The sequence below is a fragment of the Ruegeria sp. AD2(2025) genome (genome assembly GCF_056542385.1).
On sequence record NZ_JBQFZS010000014.1, the window covers coordinates 46,255 to 69,441 of the forward strand.

The 23,187-nt window shown below is 58.9% G+C and carries 22 protein-coding genes, 1 pseudogene and 1 CRISPR repeat array; of the genes and pseudogenes, 16 read left to right on the top strand and 7 right to left on the bottom strand.

All coding sequences use genetic code 11. From position 1 onward, the window contains the following. Positions 1-3: 3 nt before the first annotated feature. The gene (locus ACR1XV_RS19760) at positions 4-642 is read right to left on the bottom strand and encodes a hypothetical protein (protein WP_480534514.1); all 639 of its coding nucleotides are present in this window, start codon (positions 640-642) and stop codon (positions 4-6) included. Further along, complete coding sequence (locus tag ACR1XV_RS19765) at positions 639-1,217, bottom strand: toxin-activating lysine-acyltransferase (protein WP_480534516.1); 579 nt, start codon at positions 1,215-1,217, stop codon at positions 639-641. Before ACR1XV_RS19765 ends, ACR1XV_RS19760 begins: the two co-directional genes overlap by 4 nt. A gap of 830 nt (positions 1,218-2,047) precedes the next feature. Here ACR1XV_RS19765 and ACR1XV_RS19770 point away from each other — a divergent pair. After that, entirely contained in the window at positions 2,048-3,103 is a 1,056-nt protein-coding gene (locus tag ACR1XV_RS19770; protein WP_480534518.1) for a tyrosine-type recombinase/integrase, read from the top strand. A 4-nt stretch (positions 3,104-3,107) separates the two neighbouring features. Here ACR1XV_RS19770 and ACR1XV_RS19775 read toward each other — a convergent pair whose 3' ends face one another. Continuing rightward, complete coding sequence (locus tag ACR1XV_RS19775) at positions 3,108-3,425, bottom strand: type II toxin-antitoxin system RelE/ParE family toxin (RefSeq protein WP_480534520.1); 318 nt, start codon at positions 3,423-3,425, stop codon at positions 3,108-3,110. Continuing rightward, a complete protein-coding gene (locus ACR1XV_RS19780) occupies positions 3,422-3,685 on the bottom strand; it encodes a hypothetical protein (RefSeq protein ID WP_480534522.1) in 264 nt (87 codons plus the stop codon). Before ACR1XV_RS19780 ends, ACR1XV_RS19775 begins: the two co-directional genes overlap by 4 nt. Before the next feature lie 194 nt (positions 3,686-3,879). On the opposite strand from ACR1XV_RS19780, the gene repA reads away from it, so the two are divergent. The 8 genes from repA (at position 3,880) to ACR1XV_RS19820 (ending at position 11,399) form a co-directional block, all read left to right on the top strand. Further along, positions 3,880-5,115, top strand: a complete 1,236-nt coding sequence (gene repA / locus ACR1XV_RS19785) for a plasmid partitioning protein RepA (protein WP_480534524.1) — start codon at positions 3,880-3,882, stop codon at positions 5,113-5,115. Continuing rightward, positions 5,105-6,040: a plasmid partitioning protein RepB gene (gene repB / locus ACR1XV_RS19790; RefSeq protein WP_480534526.1), complete on the top strand. Its 936-nt coding sequence runs from the start codon at positions 5,105-5,107 to the stop codon at positions 6,038-6,040. Before repA ends, repB begins: the two co-directional genes overlap by 11 nt. 199 nt (positions 6,041-6,239) lie before the next feature. Further along, entirely contained in the window at positions 6,240-7,430 is a 1,191-nt protein-coding gene (gene repC, locus ACR1XV_RS19795) for a plasmid replication protein RepC (RefSeq protein WP_480534528.1), read from the top strand. Positions 7,431-7,643: 213 nt separating this feature from the next. After that, complete coding sequence (locus ACR1XV_RS19800; RefSeq protein WP_480534530.1) at positions 7,644-8,162, top strand: DUF4178 domain-containing protein; 519 nt, start codon at positions 7,644-7,646, stop codon at positions 8,160-8,162. Then, entirely contained in the window at positions 8,159-9,460 is a 1,302-nt protein-coding gene (locus tag ACR1XV_RS19805; RefSeq protein WP_480534532.1) for a DUF4178 domain-containing protein, read from the top strand. The genes ACR1XV_RS19800 and ACR1XV_RS19805 overlap by 4 nt, the downstream gene beginning before the upstream one ends. Position 9,461: 1 nt before the next feature. Beyond that, complete coding sequence (locus ACR1XV_RS19810; protein ID WP_480534534.1) at positions 9,462-9,626, top strand: hypothetical protein; 165 nt, start codon at positions 9,462-9,464, stop codon at positions 9,624-9,626. Positions 9,627-9,636: 10 nt separating this feature from the next. Further along, a complete protein-coding gene (locus tag ACR1XV_RS19815) occupies positions 9,637-9,861 on the top strand; it encodes a DUF350 domain-containing protein (RefSeq protein ID WP_480534536.1) in 225 nt (74 codons plus the stop codon). Next, on the top strand, positions 9,858-11,399 hold the full coding sequence (locus ACR1XV_RS19820) for a polyamine aminopropyltransferase (protein WP_480534538.1): 1,542 nt from the start codon (positions 9,858-9,860) through the stop codon (positions 11,397-11,399). Before ACR1XV_RS19815 ends, ACR1XV_RS19820 begins: the two co-directional genes overlap by 4 nt. On the opposite strand, the gene speD is transcribed toward ACR1XV_RS19820, so the two are convergent. Then, positions 11,370-11,744, bottom strand: coding sequence for an adenosylmethionine decarboxylase (gene speD / locus ACR1XV_RS19825; protein ID WP_480534540.1), 375 nt, complete (start codon positions 11,742-11,744; stop codon positions 11,370-11,372). The two genes, ACR1XV_RS19820 and speD, sit on opposite strands and share 30 nt — an antisense overlap. A gap of 365 nt (positions 11,745-12,109) precedes the next feature. Between speD and cas9 the strand changes: the two genes are divergently transcribed. The 6 genes from cas9 to ACR1XV_RS19855 all read left to right on the top strand — a co-directional run bounded on the left by cas9 (position 12,110) and on the right by ACR1XV_RS19855 (position 21,256). Continuing rightward, positions 12,110-15,346 carry a type II CRISPR RNA-guided endonuclease Cas9 gene (gene cas9, locus ACR1XV_RS19830; RefSeq protein WP_480534542.1) on the top strand — a complete coding sequence of 1,079 codons (3,237 nt, stop codon included), beginning with the start codon at positions 12,110-12,112 and terminating at the stop codon, positions 15,344-15,346. 69 nt (positions 15,347-15,415) lie between these two features. Then, a complete protein-coding gene (cas1, locus tag ACR1XV_RS19835; protein ID WP_480534544.1) occupies positions 15,416-16,327 on the top strand; it encodes a type II CRISPR-associated endonuclease Cas1 in 912 nt (303 codons plus the stop codon). Between the two features lie 35 nt (positions 16,328-16,362). Continuing rightward, positions 16,363-16,668 (top strand): CRISPR-associated endonuclease Cas2, encoded by a 306-nt coding sequence (gene cas2 / locus ACR1XV_RS19840; protein WP_480534557.1) that lies wholly within the window; start codon positions 16,363-16,365, stop codon positions 16,666-16,668. A 73-nt stretch (positions 16,669-16,741) separates the two neighbouring features. After that, a CRISPR array of direct repeats spans positions 16,742-17,894; the repeat unit is 36 nt; unit sequence ATTGTAGCTGTTCAAAATCCGCGGTCCAGCCGCAAC. Between the two features lie 319 nt (positions 17,895-18,213). Beyond that, complete coding sequence (locus tag ACR1XV_RS19845; protein WP_480534546.1) at positions 18,214-19,194, top strand: tripartite tricarboxylate transporter substrate binding protein; 981 nt, start codon at positions 18,214-18,216, stop codon at positions 19,192-19,194. Between the two features lie 66 nt (positions 19,195-19,260). Beyond that, complete coding sequence (locus ACR1XV_RS19850; protein WP_480534548.1) at positions 19,261-19,743, top strand: tripartite tricarboxylate transporter TctB family protein; 483 nt, start codon at positions 19,261-19,263, stop codon at positions 19,741-19,743. A 1-nt stretch (position 19,744) separates the two neighbouring features. After that, positions 19,745-21,256: a tripartite tricarboxylate transporter permease gene (locus ACR1XV_RS19855; RefSeq protein WP_480534550.1), complete on the top strand. Its 1,512-nt coding sequence runs from the start codon at positions 19,745-19,747 to the stop codon at positions 21,254-21,256. Positions 21,257-21,529: 273 nt separating this feature from the next. Here the strand turns inward: ACR1XV_RS19855 and ACR1XV_RS19860 are convergent. After that, positions 21,530-22,177: pseudogene (locus tag ACR1XV_RS19860) on the bottom strand (integrase core domain-containing protein); the annotation flags it as partial. 24 nt (positions 22,178-22,201) lie between these two features. Between ACR1XV_RS19860 and ACR1XV_RS19865 the strand changes: the two are divergent. Then, the gene (locus ACR1XV_RS19865; RefSeq protein WP_480534553.1) at positions 22,202-22,351 is read left to right on the top strand and encodes a CGNR zinc finger domain-containing protein; all 150 of its coding nucleotides are present in this window, start codon (positions 22,202-22,204) and stop codon (positions 22,349-22,351) included. A gap of 4 nt (positions 22,352-22,355) precedes the next feature. Here ACR1XV_RS19865 and ACR1XV_RS19870 read toward each other — a convergent pair whose 3' ends face one another. Further along, the gene (locus tag ACR1XV_RS19870) at positions 22,356-22,895 is read right to left on the bottom strand and encodes an SDR family NAD(P)-dependent oxidoreductase (RefSeq protein WP_480534555.1); all 540 of its coding nucleotides are present in this window, start codon (positions 22,893-22,895) and stop codon (positions 22,356-22,358) included. Positions 22,896-23,187: the final 292 nt, after the last annotated feature.

A 23,187-nucleotide genomic window follows, 5' to 3' on the forward strand; every position in this document is an offset into this window, starting at 1 on the left:
AACTTAACCTTTAATAAAATCCCATTTCCCAATCGCATACAGAGGATCTGCAAATGGCCTACGCGGCCCCCCGATCGGCGTCTCTAAGTCGTTCCACCAACTAAATACGGCCTCAATTCGTCCGCTGGTGATCGGTTCTTTCGTGGTCTGAATTGTAACTTGGCGAAGTCGATACCCTGGGCCGAAACTCTCATTGAGGTTTTCAGGATTCACCAATTGTATAGATGTCGGATCATTGATGTCTTTAAACGTAACCATTCGCGGCCAAAGCTTCTTTGGCACCTCCAAGGGCTCGGTCTGTCTTTTGATCCAGCGAATAGAGCTTTTGAATGACCGTCCCTTTTGGTCAGGAGGCAGAATGCGTACAATCATCCTGCCTGCGCCTTCGTCGAGCAACGCGAACAAAAACCTGCCACCGAGATCGGCAACTACCGCTTCACCTGTCAACTCTGTATGATCATGGTCAAGATCGCCGGCCCACTCAATCGCGCCGGTGAAATCCACTCGGATGACGCTCGACGCGGTCATTGGGCCGTCGGGCGTGTCAAAGTACAGCACCATTTTCTGATGCCAGTCCGCCTTTTTGGCGCAACCGCTCAGGGCAAAAGCCACGATCGCCAGAATGAGGGTGAGCAGTTTCACTCGACGTTTTCCGCCGCCGCTTCTTCTGTTGTCTGCGGCGATGCACCCAGTTTGGCAAGGGTCTCCTTGTCTAAGAGACGTGCAACGATCGGATGCAGGCGAAGATCTCCATCTTTAACCACTTGCTTGAAGTTGGCGATGACTTTCGCTGTGGTCATTTGATCCGGAGCAATCACGTCGAGCAACCAGTTGATGTCACCGCTGTTCCATTCATCTGCACTCAGACGAACCGGGAATACTCCCGCTTTGATCTGTTCGCGAATTTTGGCGTCAACTTCTTCAGAAACACTCGCCCAGATTGCCATGCCAGCGACATCTGTCAGGGGGTTTTCTTTTTGTTCAGCTGGATACGCAATCGAAACACGGTCACGAATGAGAGGTTCCAGCACAAGGTGCTGTAGATCAGCGATCGTTTGGTTTCGATATCGAGGCAGGCCCATCATAGCCATGACCACTTTGCCAAAGGTCTCGCGGATTCGTGTTCTAACCTCGGCGATCTGCTTCATTATTTCTGGGTTTTCTCCATTGGGATTAGTTGTCTTCTCTGAAGCCTTAGACTCGCTCTTCTTAGCCATTATTCCCTCATAAAATCTGCATTCTACAGTAGTGTTTTGACTTGGTTTTCAACCAACGCGGTATCTTTGTCATCGACTTACTTTGTCAAAATCAAGGCACATAGCTGAATTTTCCCACCTCGGTATGGATATCCTGACCATAGAAAACGCGACGCTATTTCATTCGCCTAATTTCTTTGAGGTTTTGGATTTTTATGCGTGAGCTTTAAGCTAGGCACCAACTCACTCTATATCCGCGTCGCCAATTTGCTTCCGAAAGTAGACGAGGTCGCTGGATTCACGGACACCTTTACCCATCCGCAAATAGGTATCCCCTGCAAGGACAGCATTGGGCTTCTGAATGCTCCGCTGGCCGAGGGGACGGCACTCTGTCTGAATAAGATGGCTGAAGCCAACAGCACACAAGATCAAATCCAGATACAATGCGTGGCGCGCTCGCACATCTAACGCGGAGCCATCAACCGCGCATTGGCGAGAGTCATCGACGCACTATACTGATTGCCGATGATAACATTCAGGGGTGCAGGTGTCATCGCGGCCAATAGCGGTCGGTTCTTTTCGGCGGCGCGCCAAGTTGAAGCGATGGGATCTGTCGTAGAGTTTTGACGATTTGCATTAGTGCGGCTAGGGCGAGTCTGGTTCGCGAAGGCTTGTCATGCAGTCTGGCATGTATCTTTTAAATGTATTCGGGGGTGTAGTCATAATATTGCGCACAATATATTCATTTTGCGCACTATTGAGTCGAGATCTTGTTTTTCCCTTTATTCTCGATAAGTATCCCTTATCATGTATGATTGATTTCACCACAAAATGCGGTCAGAATGACCCCTATGAAGCCTCCTGCGCCATATCTTCCCGGTCCCTTCCCTGCCCTCTCCGCCGAGGATCAGGAGGCGCTGACCGATCTCTACATCCGCGGAACCCCGGCGAATACGCTGCGCGCCTATGAGCGGGACCTGCTCTATATTTCGGCCTGGAAAACAGCGCGCTTTGGCGCGGTGCTGGACTGGCCCGAGACGGAAACCACAGCGCTGGCGTTCATTCTCGATCATACCCGCGATCTGGGTGGTGCGCCACCCGAGGACGTGGCCCGAAAGGCGGCGGAGAGACTGATCGTCAAGGGGCTGCGCAAGTCGCTGGCTTGCCCTGCGCCCTCGACACTCGACCGGCGTATTGCGTCCTGGCTGGCGTTTCATCGGATGAAAAACCTGCCCAGCCCGTTTGATGCGCCTCAGGTGAAACAGGCCCGATCCAAGGCCCGTCGGGCCGCGGCCCGGACCCCTGCCCCGAAATCCGCCCATCCGATCACGCGCGACATTCTCGAGCAGCTGCTGGCGACATGTCGTGGCTCGCACCGGGATTGCCGCGACCGGGCTATCCTGATGCTGGGCTGGGCCAGCGGGGGCCGCCGCCGGTCCGAGATCACCGGGCTGCGGCGCGAAGATGTCTCGCTGAAAGAGTTCGACAAAAGCGGCGTCGTCTGGCTGTCGCTGCTGGAGACCAAGACCACGAGCAAGGGCGAGACGCCTCGTTTGGTGCTCAAGGGCCGCGCGGCGCAGGCGCTGGTGCATTGGATCGAGGTGGCGAAGATCACCGACGGTGCGCTATTCCGTCCGATCTCCAAGGCGGATCGCGTATTGAAACGCTCCCTCTCCCCGGATGCGATTGCGCAGATCGTCAAACACCGCCTGAAACTGGCCGGGTTGCCGCCAGATTTTGCCTCGCCCCACGGGCTGCGCTCGGGCTTTCTGACCCAGGCCGCGCTGGACGGTGCTCCGATTCAGGCCGCCATGCGCCTGTCGCTGCATCGCTCTCTCGCACAGGCGCAGAAGTATTACGACGACGTCGATATCGCCGAAAACCCGGCGGCAGACCTGCTCGGGTGATGTATCAACTCTGCCGCAGGCTCGCGCGGCCGATCCAATCAGCCCCGCCATAGGTGATCGCCATGACGTAGACCTCTTGCGCGGTGTCATCCACGGTAAAGGCGATGACGGCGCGGCGGGCGGCGGGAATCGCGCGCAGGCCGGGCAGAATGTGATCGCGCTTGGTGCCGCGATGAGGCAGCGCGCGCAGGCTTTGTGCGGCTTCGGCGATTTCGGCCAGCTTGCGGCGGGCAACCTGCGGACCGGCATAGTCCTCGATCAGTTCGGCAATGGTCAGCAGGTCGTCAGCCACCGAAGGGTGGTAGCGCAGGCGATAGCTCACCCCTCGCGGTCCAATCGGCGCAAGGCGGGCCGGAAGACATCCTCATGGTCGACAAATTCCGAACGCGGTGTGGCCGCGCGGCGGCGCAGCTCCTCGGCCATGGCGTCCAGAGCGACCTCACGGGCCTGCTCGTCTTCGATCATCCGCTCGACCGCTGCGGCGACGGCGGCAGATGCCGAAGCATAAACGCCCTCGCCTACCTTTTCCTTGAGGAACCGGTGGTGCCTGTCGGTAAAGCTGAGTGTTGTCTTGATGGTCATAGCGGGCCTCCTTGGTCATACTTGGTCATACTGACAGGCCAAGTCAAGCCCTTGAGCCTTGTGGTACAGCCCGCCCCTGCCACAGGATATGGAAAAAACACTTGCAAGAATCGGGGTTATTGGCCCATTAATTACGGAAAGTAGTGAATAAAACGGCAGCAAGCGTAACAATGCGGCGCCGAATGAGGGCAGACATGGACCATGCAACCGCCAGCGCCACCCTATCAGGGGCGCAACAGGCAGGCCATAGGCAGGAACGGATTGACTTGCTGGTGGGTGATCACGCCCGGCGGCTGTCCGAACGGCTGCAGGCGCATCGCGCGCAGCTGTTTCCGCCCGACGCGAAACGGTCGCTGCGCAAGTTCACCTCAGGAGAGGCCGCAGATCTGCTGGGCGTCAAGGATGCCTATTTGCGCAAACTGCATCTGGATGGGCGGGGCCCCTCGCCCGAGACTCGTGCCGGAGGCCGCCGCTATTACTCGCCCGAAGATATTCAGGCCCTGCGGGAACTGCTCGAGGCCGGGGCCAAAGCGCCCGGAACCTATCTGCCGGGGCGGCGCGACGGGGACCATCTGCAGGTGATCACCGTCATCAACTTCAAGGGCGGCTCGGGCAAGACCACCACGGCCGCGCATTTGGCGCAGAAGATGGCGCTGGATGGCTATAAGGTGCTGGCCATCGATCTGGACCCGCAGGCCAGCTTGTCGGCGCTGCACGGATTTCAGCCGGAATTCGACCTGCTGGATGGCGGCACGCTCTATGACGCGATCCGCTATGATGATCCGGTGCCACTGCGCGAGGTGATTCAGCAGACTTATTTCACCAATCTGGACCTGATTCCCGGCAATCTGGACCTGATGGAATTCGAACACGACACCCCCCGTGCGCTCACGCAACGAGACGGTAACCTGTTTTTCACAAGGATCGGCGACGCGCTGGCCTCGGTCGAACAGGAGTATGATGTGGTTGTCGTCGATTGCCCGCCGCAGCTGGGGTTTCTGACCATGTCGGCCCTGTCTGCGGCCACCGCCGTGCTGGTGACGGTTCATCCGCAGATGCTGGATGTGATGTCGATGTGTCAGTTCCTGCTGATGACCTCGAACCTGCTGGGCGTGGTCAGCGAAGCCGGGGGCAATATGTCCTATGACTGGCTGCGCTATGTGGTGACGCGGTATGAACCCGGCGATGGGCCGCAGAACCAGATGGTCAGCTTCATGCGCTCGATGTTCGGCGATCACGTGCTGAACCATCCGGTGCTGAAATCCACGGCGATTTCCGATGCCGGCATCACCAAACAGACTCTATACGAGGTGGAAAAGGGCCAGTTCACCCGCGCCACCTACGAGCGCGCGATGGAAAGCCTGAACGCGGTGAATGGCGAGATTGAAGGACTGGTGCAAGCAGCTTGGGGGCGGACGAATGGCGCGTAAGAACCTGCTCAAGGGGTTGATGGACGCCCCCCCTGCCCCGCCGGCTGATGAGGCCCCCGCCCGCGTTGACGTGGCCAAGCCGCGCTATGGGTCGGGTGCGATCGGGGCGGTCAGCCAGTCGATTTCCGATCTGAAATCGCGGGCGGTGCAAGAGATTGATCCGCGTATGATCGATCAGGGTGGCTTGCAGGACCGGCTAGAGGAAAATGCTGGGCTGGCAGAGCTGGTCACATCGATCCGTGAATACGGCCAACAGGTGCCGGTCTTGCTGCGCCCGAACCCCAATGACGCCGAACGTTTTCAGGTGGTCTATGGCCGTCGCCGGGTGGCTGCGCTGCGCGAGCTTGGCCTGCCGGTCAAGGCCTTGATCCGGGTGCTGGATGACCGCGCGGTGATCCTGGCGCAGGGGCAGGAGAACTCGGCCCGGCGCGACCTGAGCTTTATCGAGAAGGTTAATTTCGCCCGCCAGATGCAGGATATGGGCTATGACCGCAAGGTGATCGGCGATGCACTGCATGTAGATAAGACTTTGATATCGCGCATGATTTCCGTATCCGACCGCATACCCGAGGCGCTGATACAGGCCATCGGGGCCGCGCCATCGGTTGGGCGTGACCGCTGGCTGAAACTGGCCGATTTGCTGCCTAAAAGTCAGGTGCAGCGCGCGATCGAAGCGGCGCAGGGTGAAACGTCAGATGCAAGGTTCGAGGCAGTTCTGATCGCACTCACCCCCCGCAAACCCCCTGCCCCGCGCGCTGATGTGCCGCTGCGGGGTGCGGATGGGACGGCGCTGGGTCAGATGCGGCGCAGCGGCACCAAGGCCGTGCTGACGCTGAACACCAAAACGGCCAAAGGGTTCGAGGACTGGCTGGCCGAAAATATCGCAGATCTTCATCACCGCTGGAAAACCGGTCGGGATGAGTAACCCCGCGCAGGCGGGATAATCGTGGAGCAGCGACAAGGAGGCACGAAACAGGCAGGACGGAAAGAAAAGACCCCTCAGAACCGAAGTTCCAAGAGGCCTGAATTGGTGATTTAGCACCTCCGATTCTATGGCTTTGAGTTGACGGTTGTCAACTGGCGTCGAGTCCGGCGGGTGAAAAAGTTTTGTCTCGTGACAGCATATGGAACACATTACAACGACGCCTTTCGGGCGGCGGCCGGTGACGGCTGGCCTGATTGAACAGGTTGTGGCGATGCAGACCGCACCCGAGGTCACGCATATCGACAAATGGGAGCTGTTGCGCGATCTGTGCACCGCACGGCGCGCCTTCGAGGTGACGGACCGGGATCTGGCGGTGCTGAATGCGCTGGCCTCTTTCCATCCCAACGCGGCGCTTTCGGACAATGACAACCTGATCGTCTTCCCCTCGAACGTGGCGCTGTCTGAGCGTGCCCATGGTATGGCGGAAAGCACCTTGCGCCGGCATCTGGCGGCCCTGGTACATGCGGGGCTGATCGCGCGCCATGACAGCCCCAATGGCAAGCGTTATGCCCGCCGTGGCACCGACGGAGAGATTGCTCGGGCGTTCGGCTTTGACCTGCGCCCGTTGCTGCACAACGCTGCACAGATCGCGGAAGCCGCAAAGCAAGCCCGCGCCGATCAGGCCCTTCTGGCCGCCGCGCGCGAGCGGCTGTCGCTGCTTAAGCGCGATGCGTTGAAACTGGCGCTCTATGGTCAGGAAACCGCCCTGCCCGGCGACTGGGATGCCCTTCTGGCCGCGTTGATGACCGTTCACAAGCGGATGCGCCGCAAGCTGACCCTAGAGGATCTGTCGGTTCTTGAATCTGAGACAGTGCATATCCTTGGGGATATCCAGTCTCTGTTGTCGTTGGATACAGAAGAAATGAGCGGCAATGACAGCGATTCCGAGCGGCAGTTTCAGAATTCAAAACCAGATACACTTGAATCTGAACTTTGCCCAAGAATGGACAAGGGCGAAACCGAGGGCTCTGTCGAACCCGATCCTGATCGGCCCCTGCCTCGGGTGCCATTGGCGCTGATCCTGAAGGCATGTCCCGATATCCTGCCTTACTGCGAGCGGGAACCCGAAGACTGGCACGATCTGATCGTTGCTGCAGGTTATGTGCGCGGAATGATGGGGATTAGCCTGCCAGCCTGGCAGGAAGCCAGAGATTTGATGGGGCCGGAAGTTGCTGCGGTAACGGTGGCCTGCATCTTGCAACGGTTCACCGAGATCAACAGCCCCGGTGGCTATCTTCGGACGCTTGCGGGCAAGGCGGCTATGGGTGCGTTCTCTCCGGGGCCGATGGTGATGGCGCTGCTGAACGGGGCCAACCGTGCGGCTGCCTGAGTTGACAGCTGTCAACATCAGCCGAGCCCAGTGCGCCCACAGCACAGTTGACAGCTGTCAACATCGCCCGTGGCAATCGCGGCTTGTGCTTTCCGAACCGTTTGGCAAGTTGGCCGCATGACAGACATGAACTGCCCGAATTGCGGTACCAAATGCCCGCTTTTGTCCAAGCACATCAAGGTGGCGACCTGCCGATCTTGCGGGACAACGCTGATGCTGCGTGATGCCCGGCTTGAATCGGCGGGCCAGCAGGGCGAAATGCACGACGCGCCGCTTTTGTTCGGGCTGGGCGATCAGGTCGTGCTTGGCCGAACTTCGACCACCATTCTGGGTCACGCGCGCTATTCCTATGGGCGTGGATTTTGGGACGAGTTCTGCGGCATGGATGATGCCGGTCAGACCTGCTGGATCTCCGTGGATGAGGGCGATGTTGTGCGGCAGGTGCGGTTGCGGGGCGATACGGTGCCCGGGTTTGCACCCCCGTTCGAAATAGGCCAGACCCTGCCATTCGACGCGTCGGACTTTACGGTCACCGAGGTTGAAACCGCCCAATGTGTCGCGTTGCGCGGTCAGTTCGACGAAGTGCTGCAGGTTGGCGAGACGCATACCTTCATGAACGCGTCGGCAGGAGACGACGCCCTGTTGTCCGGCGAATTCTGGGACGGAAATGCACTTTGGTTCTTTGGCCGCTGGTACGACCCGTTTAACGTGAAGGTCGCACACCGGACATGACCCGAAATCCTGAACTTCTGTCGATCAATTGCGCCAGCTGCGGTGCGGGCCTTGATGTGCTGGGCGGGGGCAGGGTGGTTGTGCAGATCTGCCCCTATTGCGGGGCCGAGCTGGATGCGCAGGACAATTACCGAATGCTGCGTCAGTTCAAGGATCAAAAGCGCCCGCATACACCGTTCTCGATCGGGATGACCGGCTCTTTGTTTGATGTTCGGTTCACCGTCATTGGTCTGATCGAGCATTCCGAGCGTTGGGGTGGGCGGTTTTACACCTGGATCGATCATCAGCTTTATTCTCCGACCCATGGTTATGCCTGGCTGACGCTCGAGGCGGGGCATCTGACGTTCTCGCGGCGCTATCGCGGCAGGGGTTGGATATCCGAGCTCTGGGTCGAAACCGCCGAGACCCCTCCGTCCGTCACCACCGAGGATGGCAGATTTAAATACTACGAGACCACAACCGGTTCGATCACCTATGTCGAGGGTGAGTTCCCCTGGCACCCGGAGCTTGGCGCGCGAACCACCACGGTTTCGGCGATGTCGGATACGGCGATGCTCGGGTTTTCCACCAACGGGTCCGAGCGTGAAACCTATCGCTCGGTCTATGTCCCGACAGAGCAGGCGGAGGCGGCCTTTGGTGTCTCGCTGAGTTTGAAACCCTATCGTGTCCATCCGCTGCAGCCATTTGTAGCCGGTCCCAATTTCAACTTCCTGCTGTTTGCGTCGCTGGTCTTTTCGATTGCCTGTCTGCTGATGGCGTCTGCGCTGAGCCTGCGATCCGGTCATTCCGTCATTTACGGCGAAATCATCCGGGCAGATGACCTGCCGGTCGAGATGACCATACCCTTGGTGGCGGACAGCCAGCTGACACAGATATCCTTCGATGGGGATGTTACAAACAGCTGGGCCTATCTGGACCTCGAACTGCTTGATCCCGAAGGTGAACCGGTTTTTCTGGCAGGTCGCACGATCGAGGCGTATTCGGGCCGCGATGCCGACGGGACGTGGCGCGAGGGAAACGGCCGCGCAAGCCTGCGCTTCCGACCCGAGAAGACCGGAGACTATACGCTGGCGCTGGAGATCCCGGAACAGGGCCTCTGGAGAGGAGCAGGGGTCGGGCATGTCCCGAACCGACCGTTCAACAGGCTGACGGTCAATGTCCGTTCGCATCTGTCCAGCGGGATCTGGGCCTTGATGTTGGGCGGGCTGTTCGGGTTGTTGTTCCTGTATCAATTCGGGCGTAAGTGGCTGCATCACAAGGCCCGGTGGTCGGGCACGGATTGGGTGGACGAGGACTGACATGACGCTGTTCAGGGTTGTTTTCATTGTCATCTCGACCGCAGCGATCGCGGCAACCGGCTATGTCTCGTGGCAGGGATATGGGGCTGAAAGCCGCGATCTGGATACCTCTGTCCGGGTCGGCAGCGGCGGCGGCGGATACTATCAGTCAAATCGAGTAAAATAAAGAGAAATCAATGGATTACATAGCAGCAATTCAAATTGCAGAGATCATAAGCACCATCTTCTACACCTTTCTGGGCGTCACCCTGATGTGGGTGGTCTGGAAGGTGATCGACTGGATGACACCGTTCTCGGTCGTGCGCGAGATCGAGAAGGACCAGAACGTCGCCCTGGCGATCCTGATCGGGCTGCTGTTTGTGGCGGTGTCGATCATCATCGCGGCTGTCATCCTGTCATGACCCAAGCCCGTGCGGTCGAAGCCCGCGCTGCGTGGCTGCTGACCGCGACGTTTCTGGTCGCTGTTGCAGGTCTGATCTATGAGTTGATCGCCGCCACGCTGTCCAGCTATCTGCTGGGGGATTCCGTGCGTCAGTTCTCGCTGGTGATCGGGATCTTCCTGTCGGCGATGGGGGTAGGGGCCTGGCTGTCGCGTTTTGTGGGCGATGCGTTTTCCGGCTTTGTCTGGGCGCAGATCCTGCTGGGGATCGTCGGTGGGTTCATGGCCCCGGTGTTGTTTCTGAACTATGCGTGGATGGGGCAGGTGGCCTTGCCGCTTTATGCGGCGCTGATTGCCATCGGCATTCTGTCGGGCATGGAAATTCCGCTGATCGCCCGCGTTCTGGAACAGATCGGTGCGCTGAAATTCCGGTTCGAAAACGTGCTGAGCGTCGATTATGTGGGCGCTCTGGTCGCCTCGCTGGCCTTTCCGCTGCTGGTGATCCCGCATCTGGGCCTGATGTCGGCCAGCCTTACCTTCGGGGCGTTGAACCTTGCGGTGGCCGGGTTCTCGCTGGTGGTGTTTCGCGAATGGGCGACCCGGGTGCAGGTGGCGGTCTGGGCGCTGGCCTTTGTTCTGACCCTTGGCGCGTTGTGGCAGTCCGAGCGTCTGGTCTCGGTCGCCGAGGCAGAGCTATTCGAAGATGACATCATCCTGACCGAGGCAACGCCTTATCAGCAGATCACCGTGACCCGCTATCGCGACCGGGTGCGCCTGTTTCTGGACCATTCCATCCAGTTCGACACGCTGGATGAACACCGCTATCACGAACCTCTGGTGCATCCGGCAATGGCGCTGGCCCCGCGTCGCGCCACTATCCTGATCCTCGGCGGCGGCGATGGTATGGCCGCACGCGAGGTGCTGAAATACCCCGAGGTCGAAACCGTGACGTTGGTTGATCTGGACCCGCGCGTGACCCAGCTGTTTCGCGATCGCGCCGACCTGGCTGCTTTGAACGATGGGGCGCTGCGGGACCCAAAGGTGACGATTGTCAACGAGGATGCGTGGAAATTCCTCGAACGGAACCGCCAAATCTACGACGTTGCGATCATCGACCTGCCAGATCCGAAATCGGTTGCGCTGTCGCGGCTCTATACGCGGCAGTTCTACGGTTTGCTGGCGGAACGGCTAAGCGGGCAGGGGGTGTTCGTGACTCAAGCCGGATCACCGTTCTTTGCACGACAGGCCTTCTGGTCAGTGGTTGAAACGATCGAGGCCAGCCGCAATCCGCAGCAGCCGGGGCAGGGGCTTCATGCGCGGCCCTATCACAGCTATGTGCCCAGCTTTGGCGAGTGGGGGTTTGTTCTGGCCTCGGTCGAGCCACTCAGGAACCGGGACATCGCGCTGCCCGATGGGCTGCAATATCTGAGCCCGGAGGTCTGGCGGGCCGTGCAAGTGTTCGGCGCGGATACGGATCGGGTCTCGGCGGACCCGAACACGCTGCAATCACATGCTCTGATCGGGTATTATCTAGACGGCTGGGACTATTGGTTCCGTTAGCCCGCGGTCGACCCGTGTGATCTTGATGCGCGCAGGCTTCAGGCTGGCTTTCAGACTGGCCGCGGCGCGCTCGGGTCGGGCATTGCCGCACATGAAGATGTCGATGGCGGCATAGCCCTGTTCAGGCCATGTGTGGATCGAGATATGGGACTCGGCCAGCAGCAACACTCCGGTCACGCCGCCATGTCCTCCGAAGGTGTGAAAGCTGCCCGACAGAATGGTGGCCCCGGCCGCCAGCGCAGCGTCGCGCAGCGCACGCTCGATCCGGGGCGTGTCGGTCAGGCTTGCGCCACCGAAGTGGTCGATCAGAATATGGGTGCCTGTGGCAGAGGGGGTCGCATTCATAGTTTGGATGTATAGCCCGGACGCGCGATTTGGAAGGAGACTCTTGGCTTTGGTCCGGGCCTTGGGTGCCGGGCACAATTTCCGTATCTTCGCCCAGTTTACTGTGGCGTTTATCGTCAGAGCATTGGGCGGTTCATGGCCGGTTTCGGAGAACGGGCAGAGATTGTTATCGTGGAGGCAGAATGTAAAACGCAGGCCGTAGCCTGCGTTTAAATGTGGTGCAATCGAATGCTTGTTAACGGCTCGACCGCGGATTTTGAACAAGGCTGAGACTACCTCTGGTCTGGTTCAAAACACAAGTGTCAATTTGAGCTGTAGCGCAGCAGTTTCCGTGAAACGATCTGCTGGATCGGAAGGATTATTTTATGCGCTTAGGTCTTGATATCGGAACAAATTCAATTGGTTGGTTTCTGTACGAAACCGAAGCGGGGGCAATTACCTCGGTCATCGACGGAGGGGTGCGCATCTTTTCGGATGGGCGCGATCCGAAATCGGGGGCCTCGCTGGCGGTGGACCGGCGGGCGGCGCGGGCGCAGCGGCGCAGGCGGGACCGGTTTCTGCGCCGCAAGGCGGCCTTGATGAAGCGGATGGCCGAGGTCGGGTTGATGCCCCGCGATCCGGCCGAGGCGAAAGAGCTGGAGGCGCTCGACCCCTATGCGCTGCGGGCCGAAGGGTTGGATCGGGCGCTGCCGCTGACCCATTTCGGGCGGGCGCTGTTTCACCTCAACCAGCGGCGGGGCTTCAAATCGAACCGGAAAACCGACCGCGGCGACAATGAAAGCGGCAAGATCAAGGACGCCACCGCGCGTCTGGATCAGGCGATGATGGCCAGACGCGCCCGGACCTATGGCGAGTTCCTGCACATGCGCCGCGCCGCCGCGCCCGATCCCCGCAAGGTGCCCACCGTGCGCGCCCGGCTGAGCGTCGCCAAGCGTGACCTGTCCGAAAAGGAAGAGGCCGGGTATGACTTCTACCCCGACCGGCGGCATCTGTCTGACGAGTTCGAAAAGCTGTGGGCCGCGCAGGCCGCGCATAACCCGGATGTTCTGACAGATGATCTGCGCGACCAGATCGCCACCATCATCTTTCATCAGCGCCCCCTGAAAACGCCTGAGGTCGGGCTGTGCCTATTCACCGAGGAACGCCGCATCCCCAGCGCGCATCCGCTGAACCAGCGACGCATTCTGCTGGAAACGGTGAACGCCCTGCGGGTGACGGCCCGGGGTGAGGCCGCGCGGCCTCTGACCCGCGAGGAACGCGATCAGATCGTGCACGCGCTGGACAACAAGAAACACACCAAATCGCTGTCCGGCATGTCGATGAAGCTGAAGGCCCTGGGCAAGGTCATCCGGCTGCGCCCGGATCAGAGCTTTACGCTTGAGACCGCCAACCGTGACGCCATCGCCTGTGACCCGGTGCGCGCCAGCCTGTCGAACCCTGATCGGTTCGGGGCAGGGTGGTCGGCGCTGGACGGGGCCGCGCAATGGGACCTGATCCAACGCATTCGCGCAGTGCAGAGCGATCAGGATCACGCCGCGCTGGTCGATTGGTTGATGCAGCACCACCGGCTGGACCGCGACCATGCCGAGGCGACCGCCCATGCGCCGTTACCTGAAGGCTATGGCCGGTTGGGTGAAACCGCGACCCGGCGCATTCTGGCCGCGCTCGAGGGTGACGTGATCCCCTATAGCGCCGCCGTTGCGGCCTGTGGCTGGCACCATTCCGACGGGCGCTCGGGCGAGGTGCTGGATGCCTTGCCCTATTACGGCGAAATCCTCGACCGTCATGTGATCCCCGGCAGTTACGACGAAACCGACGACGAGATCACCCGCTATGGCCGCATCACCAATCCGACGGTGCATATCGGACTGAACCAGTTGCGGTGGCTGGTGAACCGGATCATCACCGTCTACGGCAAGCCGGATGAGATCGTGGTAGAACTGGCGCGCGATCTGAAACTGTCCGAGGATCAGAAGCGCGAGGTGCAGCGCGATATCAAGAAGAACACCGATGCCGCGATTGCGCGGGGTAAGAAATTGGTTGAGGAGTTGGAACAACGCGATACCGGTGCCAACCGCATGATCCTGCGTCTCTGGGAATCTTTGAACGACGACGTGATGAAGCGGAAGTGCCCCTATACCGGCAGGCAGATCAGCCCCGGGATGCTGTTCGACGGCTCCTGCGACGTGGACCACATCCTGCCCTATTCGCGCACGCTGGATGACAGTTTCTCGAACAAGACCCTGTGCCTGCGCGAAGCCAATCGCGCCAAGACCAACCAAACCCCGTGGGAAGCCTGGGGCGACACCCCGCAATGGGACAAGATCGCCGCCAACCTCAAGAACCTGCCCGACAACCGGGCCTGGCGCTTTGCCCCCGACGCGATGGAGCGGTTCGAGGGTGAGAACGATTTCTCGGCCCGTGCCCTGAAGGATACCCAATACCTGTCGCGGATCGCGCGTAGCTATCTTGAGGCGCTCTATGATGGCGGGGATCACAGAAGCCATGTCTGGGTGGTGCCCGGCAAGCTCACCGAAACCCTGCGCCGTCATTGGGGGCTCAACGGTATTGAAAGTCTGACCGACAGCGACCAGCAGACCGTCAAGGCCAAGAACCGCACCGATCACCGGCACCACGCCATCGACGCCGCCGTGATCGCCGCGACCGACCGTGGGCTGATCAAGCGCATCGCCACCGCCCATCACCGCGAAGAGACCGAGGGGCTTGAGGATCAGGCCCGCTCGACCCCGCCCCCGTGGGAGGGGTTCCGCGCCGATGTGGCAGCGCAGATCGCCCGCATCACAGTCAGCCACCGCGCCGATCACGGGCGCATCGACCCAAGCGCCCGCAAGGCCGGGCGCGACAGTACCGCGGGGCGGCTGCACAACGACACCGCCTATGGTCTGGCCGATGGGGATAGCGTTGTCAGCCGCAAACCTTTGTCTGCGCTCAGCCCCAAGGACATCGAGCAGACAACCCGCGGGGCAAATATCCGCGACGCTGACCTGCAGCGGCATCTGGCCCGTGTCACCCGTGGGCTGGAGGGCAAGGCATTCGAGGCTGCCCTTGCCGCCTTTGCCGCGACGCACAGGCTGCCCGATGGAACCGAGAACCCCTATTTCGGGATCAGGCGCGTGCGGATGGAGGAGTCCCTGCAACCCAGCGCCCGGATCGAAGTCAGCGGTCCGAACGGTAAACCGTTCAAGGCTTACAAGGGCGACAGCAACCAGTGCTATGAGATCTGGCGTTTGCCTGATGGCAAGGTCAAGGCGCAGGTCATTACCACCTTCGAAGCGCACCAGCCTTGTCTGGACAAGAAACCGCATCCGGCCGCCAAACGTCTGCTGCGGATTTTCAAACGAGATATGATCCGGGTGGAGCGCGACGGGGAGGTTATCACCGGCTATGTGCAGAAACTTGATCCTGCAAATGGGCTGTTCATTGCCCCTCACACCGAGGCGAATGCCGATGCGCGACATCGCGACAAGGAAGATGATTTCCGCTTCATCCAAATGGGTGCCGGTCCCCTGATCAAAGCCAGGGCGCGCCGGGTTTACGTGGATGAAATGGGCCGCCTGAGCGACCCGGGCCCCACGACCTGATTTTGCGAATCCCGCAATTGGCAATAAAATCAGCATATTACTGATTCGTTTATTACCGGATTTCTGGATTTGGACCAGATTATTGATATTGCGACCGACGGTCGCCATCTGTCGCGCGACCGCGGTTTCCTGAAAGTCTCGGAAGACGGGGCCGAGGTCGGGCGCGTGCCGCTGGATCAGATCGCCGCGGTCATCGTGCATGCCCATGGTACAACGTGGTCAACCTCGCTGATGGTCGAACTGGGCGAGCGCGGCGCCCCCGTCGTTCTCTGCGCTGCCAATCACGCGCCCCGGTCGGTTCTGTTGCCCATCGAAGGCCACCATGTCCAAGGCGCGCGGATGCGGGCGCAATGGACGGCGAAGACGCCACTGCTGAAACAGGCATGGAAACGGATCGTCGCCGCCAAGGTCACCATGCAGGCCGCTGCGCTGGACGCGATCGGAGAAGCTCCGGCCCCGCTGCACATGATGGTACGCAAAATCACCTCGGGCGACGGCACCAATATCGAGGCGCAGGCCGCCCGCTATTACTGGCCGCGCATGATGGGCCCCGAGTTCCGGCGGGACGCGGGGCAGGGGGATGAGAACGCCTTGCTGAATTACGGCTATACCGTTCTGCGCGCGGCCACGGCCCGGGCGGTGTCGGCGGCGGGGCTGCACCCGACAATTGGTTTGTTTCATTCGAACCGGGGCAATGCCTTTGCGCTGGCCGATGATCTGGTCGAACCCTTTCGGCCGCTGGTCGATTGCGCCGTACGCTCGATCAGCCAGCAGCACGGTCCCGAGGTCGACAGCGCCGCCAAGCAAACGCTGGCTCGCCTGATCGCCACCGACCTGCCGCTGGGCGACGGTGTGACCCCGGTATCCGTCGCGCTGATGAAACTGGCGACATCCTTGGGCCAGAGCTTTGAGACCGGCAAGCTGGACCTCGCCCTGCCACAGCCCCCGGACCCTTTGACACTGGCGGGGCTGGGAACATGAGCGCCGACCGTGCCGTACTTTCAGGATACAGATTGATGTGGATACTTGTGATGTTCGACCTGCCCACCGATACCAAACCGCAACGCAAGGCGGCGACGGATTTCCGCAATTTCCTGCTGGATGAGGGGTTCGAACGCAGCCAGTTTTCGGTCTATGCCCGCTTCGTGAACGGCAAAGAGGCTTTCTCGACCCGCGTCCGCCGGATCGAGCGGAACCTGCCGGATTCGGGTGATGTGCAGGTGCTGAACTTCACAGACCGCCAATATCGCGATATTATCCATTTCTCGGACCAGGGCCGCAAAGGCCCGAGGAAAAACCCCGAGCAACTGGTGATGTTCTGATGCGATTCGCTTGTTATAACCACAACAGATGCGGGATTAAGTCCTGCAATTACAGAATGTTATCCCAGCATCTATTGTAGCTGTTCAAAATCCGCGGTCCAGCCGCAACTTGAATTGAATTCGCAAGATTCTGTTTACATTGTAGCTGTTCAAAATCCGCGGTCCAGCCGCAACATATGCCGGAACTTCTTGAAGTACCCGTTCATTGTAGCTGTTCAAAATCCGCGGTCCAGCCGCAACTATCGAAACGTTCGGTGTGTTAACGTAATCATTGTAGCTGTTCAAAATCCGCGGTCCAGCCGCAACAGAACTACGACCCAGTTCTGATTTCTCTCATTGTAGCTGTTCAAAATCCGCGGTCCAGCCGCAACGACACATTCACGTTGATCGAATATCCGGTTATTGTAGCTGTTCAAAATCCGCGGTCCAGCCGCAACGCGTATGAAGCTGCCAATCTGGAGCTTGATTGTAGCTGTTCAAAATCCGCGGTCCAGCCGCAACTGCAGCCGATCTTGCTATGGCCTCCTCGAAATTGTAGCTGTTCAAAATCCGCGGTCCAGCCGCAACTAGACCAGGGCGGCGCGCATTGCTGGCGGTATTGTAGCTGTTCAAAATCCGCGGTCCAGCCGCAACAGGCCCGCTGAGTGATCGGTGTTTCCACCGATTGTAGCTGTTCAAAATCCGCGGTCCAGCCGCAACAAGCAGAAAGAACCTGCCCAGCCCGAAGACATTGTAGCTGTTCAAAATCCGCGGTCCAGCCGCAACCAGCAGCGCGAAACGCCGCCGTCAATGCCCATTGTAGCTGTTCAAAATCCGCGGTCCAGCCGCAACCTGTTGCATTTCATCGTCCCGTTCGAGGATATTGTAGCTGTTCAAAATCCGCGGTCCAGCCGCAACCGGGCTGGCCGAGGCGGCGGAATACTGAAGATTGTAGCTGTTCAAAATCCGCGGTCCAGCCGCAACACGCCGAGCAGGTTGATTTTCAGGAGCTCGATTGTAGCTGTTCAAAATCCGCGGTCCAGCCGCAACGGCCCCGGCGACGGGGAGAGACGCGGGCGATTGTAGCTGTTCAAAATCCGCGGTCCAGCCGCAACCCTCGGGGTCATCTTGCGCGAAGTTTGGCAATTGTAGCTGTTCAAAATCCGCGGTCCAGCCGCAACTCAGGTTCCGGGGTTACCAGTTCGAAACGGATTGTAGCTGTTCAAAATCCGCGGTCCAGCCGTAGCTCGGTGTCTGACGTCAGCGCCAATGGGACAGCTTAGGCTGATTTGTTAAGAGAGGGTCTCCGGCACATCGTAAGCACCAAGGAGTGGAGATGAGGCCGAAACCCGGAACGCGAAAGAGCCACGGTGAGAAGGTCTTTAACGACCTCAATCCGGAGATTTCCTTCTTTGACGCGCAGGCAGATAGGGATATGTTTCAGCTGCCCCATCGGCACATTCTCGGATCGAACTCAGTGATCGACAGGTTCGTGACAGGTTTATCTTCTACAGTTCACAAACGAACAACCAGCTACGTTGATAGTGCTGGTTTAGGGAGGATATTATGACAACACTCAAACTGGGCCGTCGCGCCCTGATCGCGGTCGTGGCTGCTATTGGTCTAACCGGACCTGCACTGTCCGAAGAGCAGGTGGTTGACAGCATCCACTTTCTTATCCCCGGTGGTGCCGGCGGCGGCTGGGATGGAACTGCACGTGGCACCGGAGAGGCGTTGACGAATGCAGGTCTCGTCGGAACCGCATCTTACGAAAACATGTCTGGCGGCGGTGGCGGTAAGGCCATCGGCTTTCTGATTGAAAACGCCGAAAGCAACCACGGCACGCTGATGGTTAACTCGACGCCAATCGTGATCCGCTCGCTGACCGGTGTGTTCCCGCATAATTTCCGTGATCTGACCCTGGTGTCGGGAACTATCGGGGACTATGCGGCGATCGTGGTTGGCAAGGACAGCCCGATCAACTCGATGGATGATCTGTTGGCCGCATTTGACGCCGATCCGGGTGCGACCGCGATCGGTGGCGGTTCGGTTCCGGGCGGCATGGACCATCTGGTTGCAGCCATGGTGATGGAAGCGGCTGGCAAAGACGCGCTGAGCGTCAAGTACATCCCCTACGATGCCGGTGGCAAAGCCATGGCGGCCCTGCTGTCTGGCGAGATTGCCGCCTTGTCGACGGGCTTCTCGGAAGCTGTCGATCTGGCCAATCAGGGTGAGGTGAAGATTATTGGTGTTACCGCAGAGGAACGCGTGGATGCGGCCCCTGATGCGCAGACCATGAAAGAGCAGGGCATCGATACCACTTTCGTCAACTGGCGTGGGTTCTTCGGAGCTCCGGGTCTGCCCGAAGACAAATTGGTGGCCTACCAGGAAGCCATTACAAAGATGTATGACACCCCCGAATGGGAAGAAGTGCGAGCCCGCAACGGCTGGGTGAACATTCACAACTCGGGCGCTGATTTCGAATCGTTCCTTGAAGATCAGGAAAAGCAGATCAGCGATCTGATGAAGAAACTTGGCTTTCTCTAAAGGCACCATCGGCAGAGCGGTTCACCGCTCTGCCCCAAAACACAAACCGAAATGGGAGGGGACACCATGGCGCTGGATCGCTGGATCGCGCTTGTTCTGCTGGGAATTTGCCTAACCTACGGTTATGCGGCCTGGTTTACGATGGACGGCAGCCTGCCCCCTTTTATGCAAAGGAACCCCATTTGGCCGAGTACCTTCCCCAAGGTTCTGTCCATACTGGGGATCATTGCTTCGGCAATCATCCTGTTGGGACTTGAAGAAAGCAAGTTGAAAGAGGCGGATATCGATTACCGCCGTCTGGGTGAGTACCATTTGGGTCAGGCGATTGCGCTGCTGGTGTTGATGGTCGTTTACGCACTGTGTCTGCGCCCGGTTGGCTTTCTGATCGCCACCTCAGCCTTCTTGATCATCGGGTCCTACATTCTGGGTGAGCGCAAGTGGCACGTCATGGTGCCCGTCGCCCTGATTGCCGCCGGGTTCGTTTGGTATCTGGTTCAGGAAGTTCTTGGAATTTACATGCGCCCGCTGCCGGGCATTTTCGGAGGCTGAAATGCTCGAAGGACTGCTCATTGGCCTGCAAACGGCATTCTCTCTCCAAAATCTACTTATGGTTGTGGCCGGGTGTCTGATCGGCACGTTTATCGGTATGCTGCCGGGGCTTGGCCCGATGTCGATCATTGCGATCATGATCCCGGTTGCAATTTCAATGGGTGATCCCTCGGCTGCGCTGATCCTGCTGGCGGGCGTCTACTATGGCGCGATTTTCGGGGGATCAACCTCGTCCATCCTGCTCAACGCGCCGGGGGTCGCAGGCACTGTGGCCTCAAGCTTTGATGGCTATCCTATGGCGCAGCAAGGAAAGGCTGGCAAGGCGCTGACGATCGCCGCTATTGCCAGTTTCGCCGGTGGTACCTTGGGTGCGATCCTGCTTATGGTGTTTGCGCCAGCTTTGTCTTCCGTTGCTTTGCTGTTTCATTCCGCCGAGTATTTCGCGCTGATGGTCGTGGGCCTCTCGGCCATCGCGGCCTTCGCGGGTTCGGGGCAGGTCGCTAAGGCGTTGATCATGACCATACTGGGCCTGATTATGGCGACTGTTGGCGAAGGCGCTTTGTTCAACCTGCCGCGCTTCACCATGGGTATCATGGACCTGCAATCGGGCTTCGGCTTCATCACACTGGCAATGGCGATGTTCGCGCTGCCAGAGGCCTTGTTTCTTGTCCTGAAACCCAAGGATCTGAAAGGCGATGACGGTGATATCAAGGACCTGCGCATCTCAAGGGATGAAGCGAAAGCAATCGCTCCGGTTGTCGGTCGCCAGTCCGCGCAAGGCTTTTTTATCGGAGTGCTGCCGGGGGCGGGTGCGACAATTGCCAGCTTCCTTGGCTATGCGGTGGAACGCAATATCGCTCCGAAGGAGGAACAGGAAGAGTTTGGCAAAGGCTCGATCAAAGGTCTTGCCGCACCTGAGGCCGCCAACAACGCTGCGTGTACCGGGTCTTTTGTTCCGCTGCTGACTTTGGGTATTCCCGGATCCGGCACCACGGCCATCCTGCTGGGTGCGCTGATCGCCCTGAATGTCACGCCTGGCCCGCGCCTGATGGTGGACGAGCCTCAGATCTTCTGGGCGGTGATCATGTCAATGTTCATCGGCAACCTCGTTCTGTTGATCCTGAATCTGCCGCTGATCCCTTACATCGCCAAAGTACTTGCCGTTCCGCGCAACTTTCTGATCCCGTTTATCCTGTTCTTCACCCTGATGGGGGCTTACATCGGCCAGAATAACGCCACCGAGCTACTGATACTGGTCGGATTCGGGGTTTGCGCAACAGCGTTAAAGTTTGCGGATTATCCCCTGGCACCGCTGCTGATCGGTTTCATCCTCGGCGGGATGATGGAGGACAACTTCGCGCGCTCCATGCAGCTCTATGATGGTATCGGCTTCATCTGGGAACGCCCGATGACTTTGGGTCTGCTTCTGATCGCCGTCCTTCTGGTACTACTGCCCAGCTACCGCGCACGCCGGGCCAGAGCGCGCGCAGACGGGATTGCAGATGGGGATTAAGAAGGTTTTTACAAAGATCTGAGCCTGTTGAGTTGTTTCAGCAATCGCTTGTGCGTCAGGTGGTGAGCTCAGCGAGCTGCAGAAATGGGCAGAGTCCAGGCGTGAGTTGGCCCTTGCAGCATCCATTGTATGCCAAATGCCCGGGACAAGAAAATAAACACCAAAAGGAATACCACGAGCGCAATGAAGGCGACGTGCAAGCCAACAGGAATAACAGCTAGAAGAAGGAAAGGGACCGCATAGAAAGTGACCTGCCCCCCGAGGCTCTCTCATTTATAACGAGAGTCTGCGGGTCTGATTTTCATATTCTTCGTCGTCAGTTTGGGCAAGCGCGCCGGGCGCGGAGCCCTCAAATTGCTCAAGCGTACGGCGCGCTTCTGCGGGCGTTTGGTTTCCGAGAGATGAGTGCGGTCTGACGTTGTTGTAGCCGTATCGCCAGAGCGCCAATTTGCGGCGGGCATCATCCAGACTATCGAACATCTCGGCGTTCAGAAGTTCATCCCGCAAGCTGCCGTTGAATGACTCGATGAAGGCATTCTGCTGTGGTTTACCTGGATCAATGTAGTGCCAGTCGCCCCGTTATCGTTGGCCCATTTCAGGATGGCTCGGCTGGTGAACTCGGTTCCATTGTCACTGACAATGCTGACCGGCTTGCCATAGAGCCGGACAAGCGCGTCCAGTTCGCGCGCAACCCGAGCCCCTGAGATGCTGGTATCAGCCATCAGACACAGGTTCTCGCGGCAGCAATCATCGTTCACCGCCTAAGATGCGGAACCGACGGGATGCCCCGAACGTGTCGGACAGGAAGTCCAGCGACCAGCGTTCGCCGGGCCTCAGAGCCTTCGGCATCAGTGTTCGCGATCCCCGCGCCCGTTTTCGACCCCGTCGTCGTCTGACACCGAGCTTTTCCTCGGTGTACATGCCAAGTGCCACAGCTCGAACTTAATGGCACAACCCCTCAGAGAATGCGCGAATGATCGATGCGTACTGGTGTTCTGCGACATCTCAAAAAGCGGACGTCGCCGGTGGTGCAGCATGGAAATCTGCGGCAACCGAAGCAAGGCTGCCACATTCCGAGCAACATCGCACCAATAGGCTCTCAGCTTAAGAATTGCTCAATCACGGCTGCCTGTTGCTTTTTGCCGTCCGGGTCAGCTTCGGTTTTCAGGCGTGTAAACTCCTCACCCCAGTTTGAGGTGCGAATGCGGATCGGCGGATCAGAGGCGTCAACCACGCCCATGACAACGGATGCCACTTGTTCCGAGGTTTGATAGATATCGCTGCCATCCATTCGCGCCTGCGCGCCGCCGATGTACTTCTGGAGAATGGGCAGATACTCATCCTCAAGCATCCCACCCGTGGCCTCGATATGTTTCAGCACACTGGCGGCAAATTCGGATTGAATGCCGCCCGGTTCAACCGTCGAGAAATGGATGCCGAAATTGGGCGTGACATAGCTGGCCAGAGCTTCAGTGTACCCCTCAACGGCGAATTTTGCGGCGCAGTAGATCTCGTTGAACGGCTGACCCACAAGGCCGCCTACGGATGAGATTGTGATGACGTGGCCCGAGTGCGCTGCGCGTATGTATGGCATCACCGCTTTCGTGCAGCGCACGACACCCATGAAATTCACATCCATGCGATGAGCCGGAAACCCTCCCCTATCAAATCGACCTAAACTGCCTGATTGACGCTGACGTTAGACACGGCATCTCAAACGGCGTTGGTAGCTAAGGTATTTAATAACAAATCAACGGCCTTCAGGATAACGGACGCGCCTGTATCTTCAAAATTACAAAACCACGCAGTGTCATCTGAACAGCCACGAAGACGCCTCCCTTAACCATGTGTTGATTGGTGTTACAGCGCGCGTCCCTTCATTATTATGCGACGCAAAAGGTTCAGTTGGGCGACGAGTGCGGCAAATAAAG

What these genes read in the sequence shown, in the direction of transcription:
- ACR1XV_RS19765 (WP_480534516.1), bottom strand. Translation starts at nt 1,217, where the DNA reads ATGGCTAAGAAGAGCGAGTCTAAGGCTTCAGAGAAGACAACTAATCCC.
- ACR1XV_RS19770 (WP_480534518.1), top strand. Translation starts at nt 2,048, where the DNA reads ATGAAGCCTCCTGCGCCATATCTTCCCGGTCCCTTCCCTGCCCTCTCC.
- ACR1XV_RS19780 (WP_480534522.1), bottom strand. Translation starts at nt 3,685, where the DNA reads ATGACCATCAAGACAACACTCAGCTTTACCGACAGGCACCACCGGTTC.
- repA (WP_480534524.1), top strand. Translation starts at nt 3,880, where the DNA reads ATGGACCATGCAACCGCCAGCGCCACCCTATCAGGGGCGCAACAGGCA.
- repB (WP_480534526.1), top strand. Translation starts at nt 5,105, where the DNA reads ATGGCGCGTAAGAACCTGCTCAAGGGGTTGATGGACGCCCCCCCTGCC.
- repC (WP_480534528.1), top strand. Translation starts at nt 6,240, where the DNA reads ATGGAACACATTACAACGACGCCTTTCGGGCGGCGGCCGGTGACGGCT.
- ACR1XV_RS19800 (WP_480534530.1), top strand. Translation starts at nt 7,644, where the DNA reads ATGCTGCGTGATGCCCGGCTTGAATCGGCGGGCCAGCAGGGCGAAATG.
- ACR1XV_RS19805 (WP_480534532.1), top strand. Translation starts at nt 8,159, where the DNA reads ATGACCCGAAATCCTGAACTTCTGTCGATCAATTGCGCCAGCTGCGGT.
- ACR1XV_RS19810 (WP_480534534.1), top strand. Translation starts at nt 9,462, where the DNA reads ATGACGCTGTTCAGGGTTGTTTTCATTGTCATCTCGACCGCAGCGATC.
- ACR1XV_RS19815 (WP_480534536.1), top strand. Translation starts at nt 9,637, where the DNA reads ATGGATTACATAGCAGCAATTCAAATTGCAGAGATCATAAGCACCATC.
- ACR1XV_RS19820 (WP_480534538.1), top strand. Translation starts at nt 9,858, where the DNA reads ATGACCCAAGCCCGTGCGGTCGAAGCCCGCGCTGCGTGGCTGCTGACC.
- speD (WP_480534540.1), bottom strand. Translation starts at nt 11,744, where the DNA reads ATGAATGCGACCCCCTCTGCCACAGGCACCCATATTCTGATCGACCAC.
- cas9 (WP_480534542.1), top strand. Translation starts at nt 12,110, where the DNA reads ATGCGCTTAGGTCTTGATATCGGAACAAATTCAATTGGTTGGTTTCTG.
- cas2 (WP_480534557.1), top strand. Translation starts at nt 16,363, where the DNA reads ATGTGGATACTTGTGATGTTCGACCTGCCCACCGATACCAAACCGCAA.
- ACR1XV_RS19845 (WP_480534546.1), top strand. Translation starts at nt 18,214, where the DNA reads ATGACAACACTCAAACTGGGCCGTCGCGCCCTGATCGCGGTCGTGGCT.
- ACR1XV_RS19850 (WP_480534548.1), top strand. Translation starts at nt 19,261, where the DNA reads ATGGCGCTGGATCGCTGGATCGCGCTTGTTCTGCTGGGAATTTGCCTA.
- ACR1XV_RS19855 (WP_480534550.1), top strand. Translation starts at nt 19,745, where the DNA reads ATGCTCGAAGGACTGCTCATTGGCCTGCAAACGGCATTCTCTCTCCAA.
- ACR1XV_RS19865 (WP_480534553.1), top strand. Translation starts at nt 22,202, where the DNA reads ATGGCACAACCCCTCAGAGAATGCGCGAATGATCGATGCGTACTGGTG.
- ACR1XV_RS19870 (WP_480534555.1), bottom strand. Translation starts at nt 22,895, where the DNA reads ATGGATGTGAATTTCATGGGTGTCGTGCGCTGCACGAAAGCGGTGATG.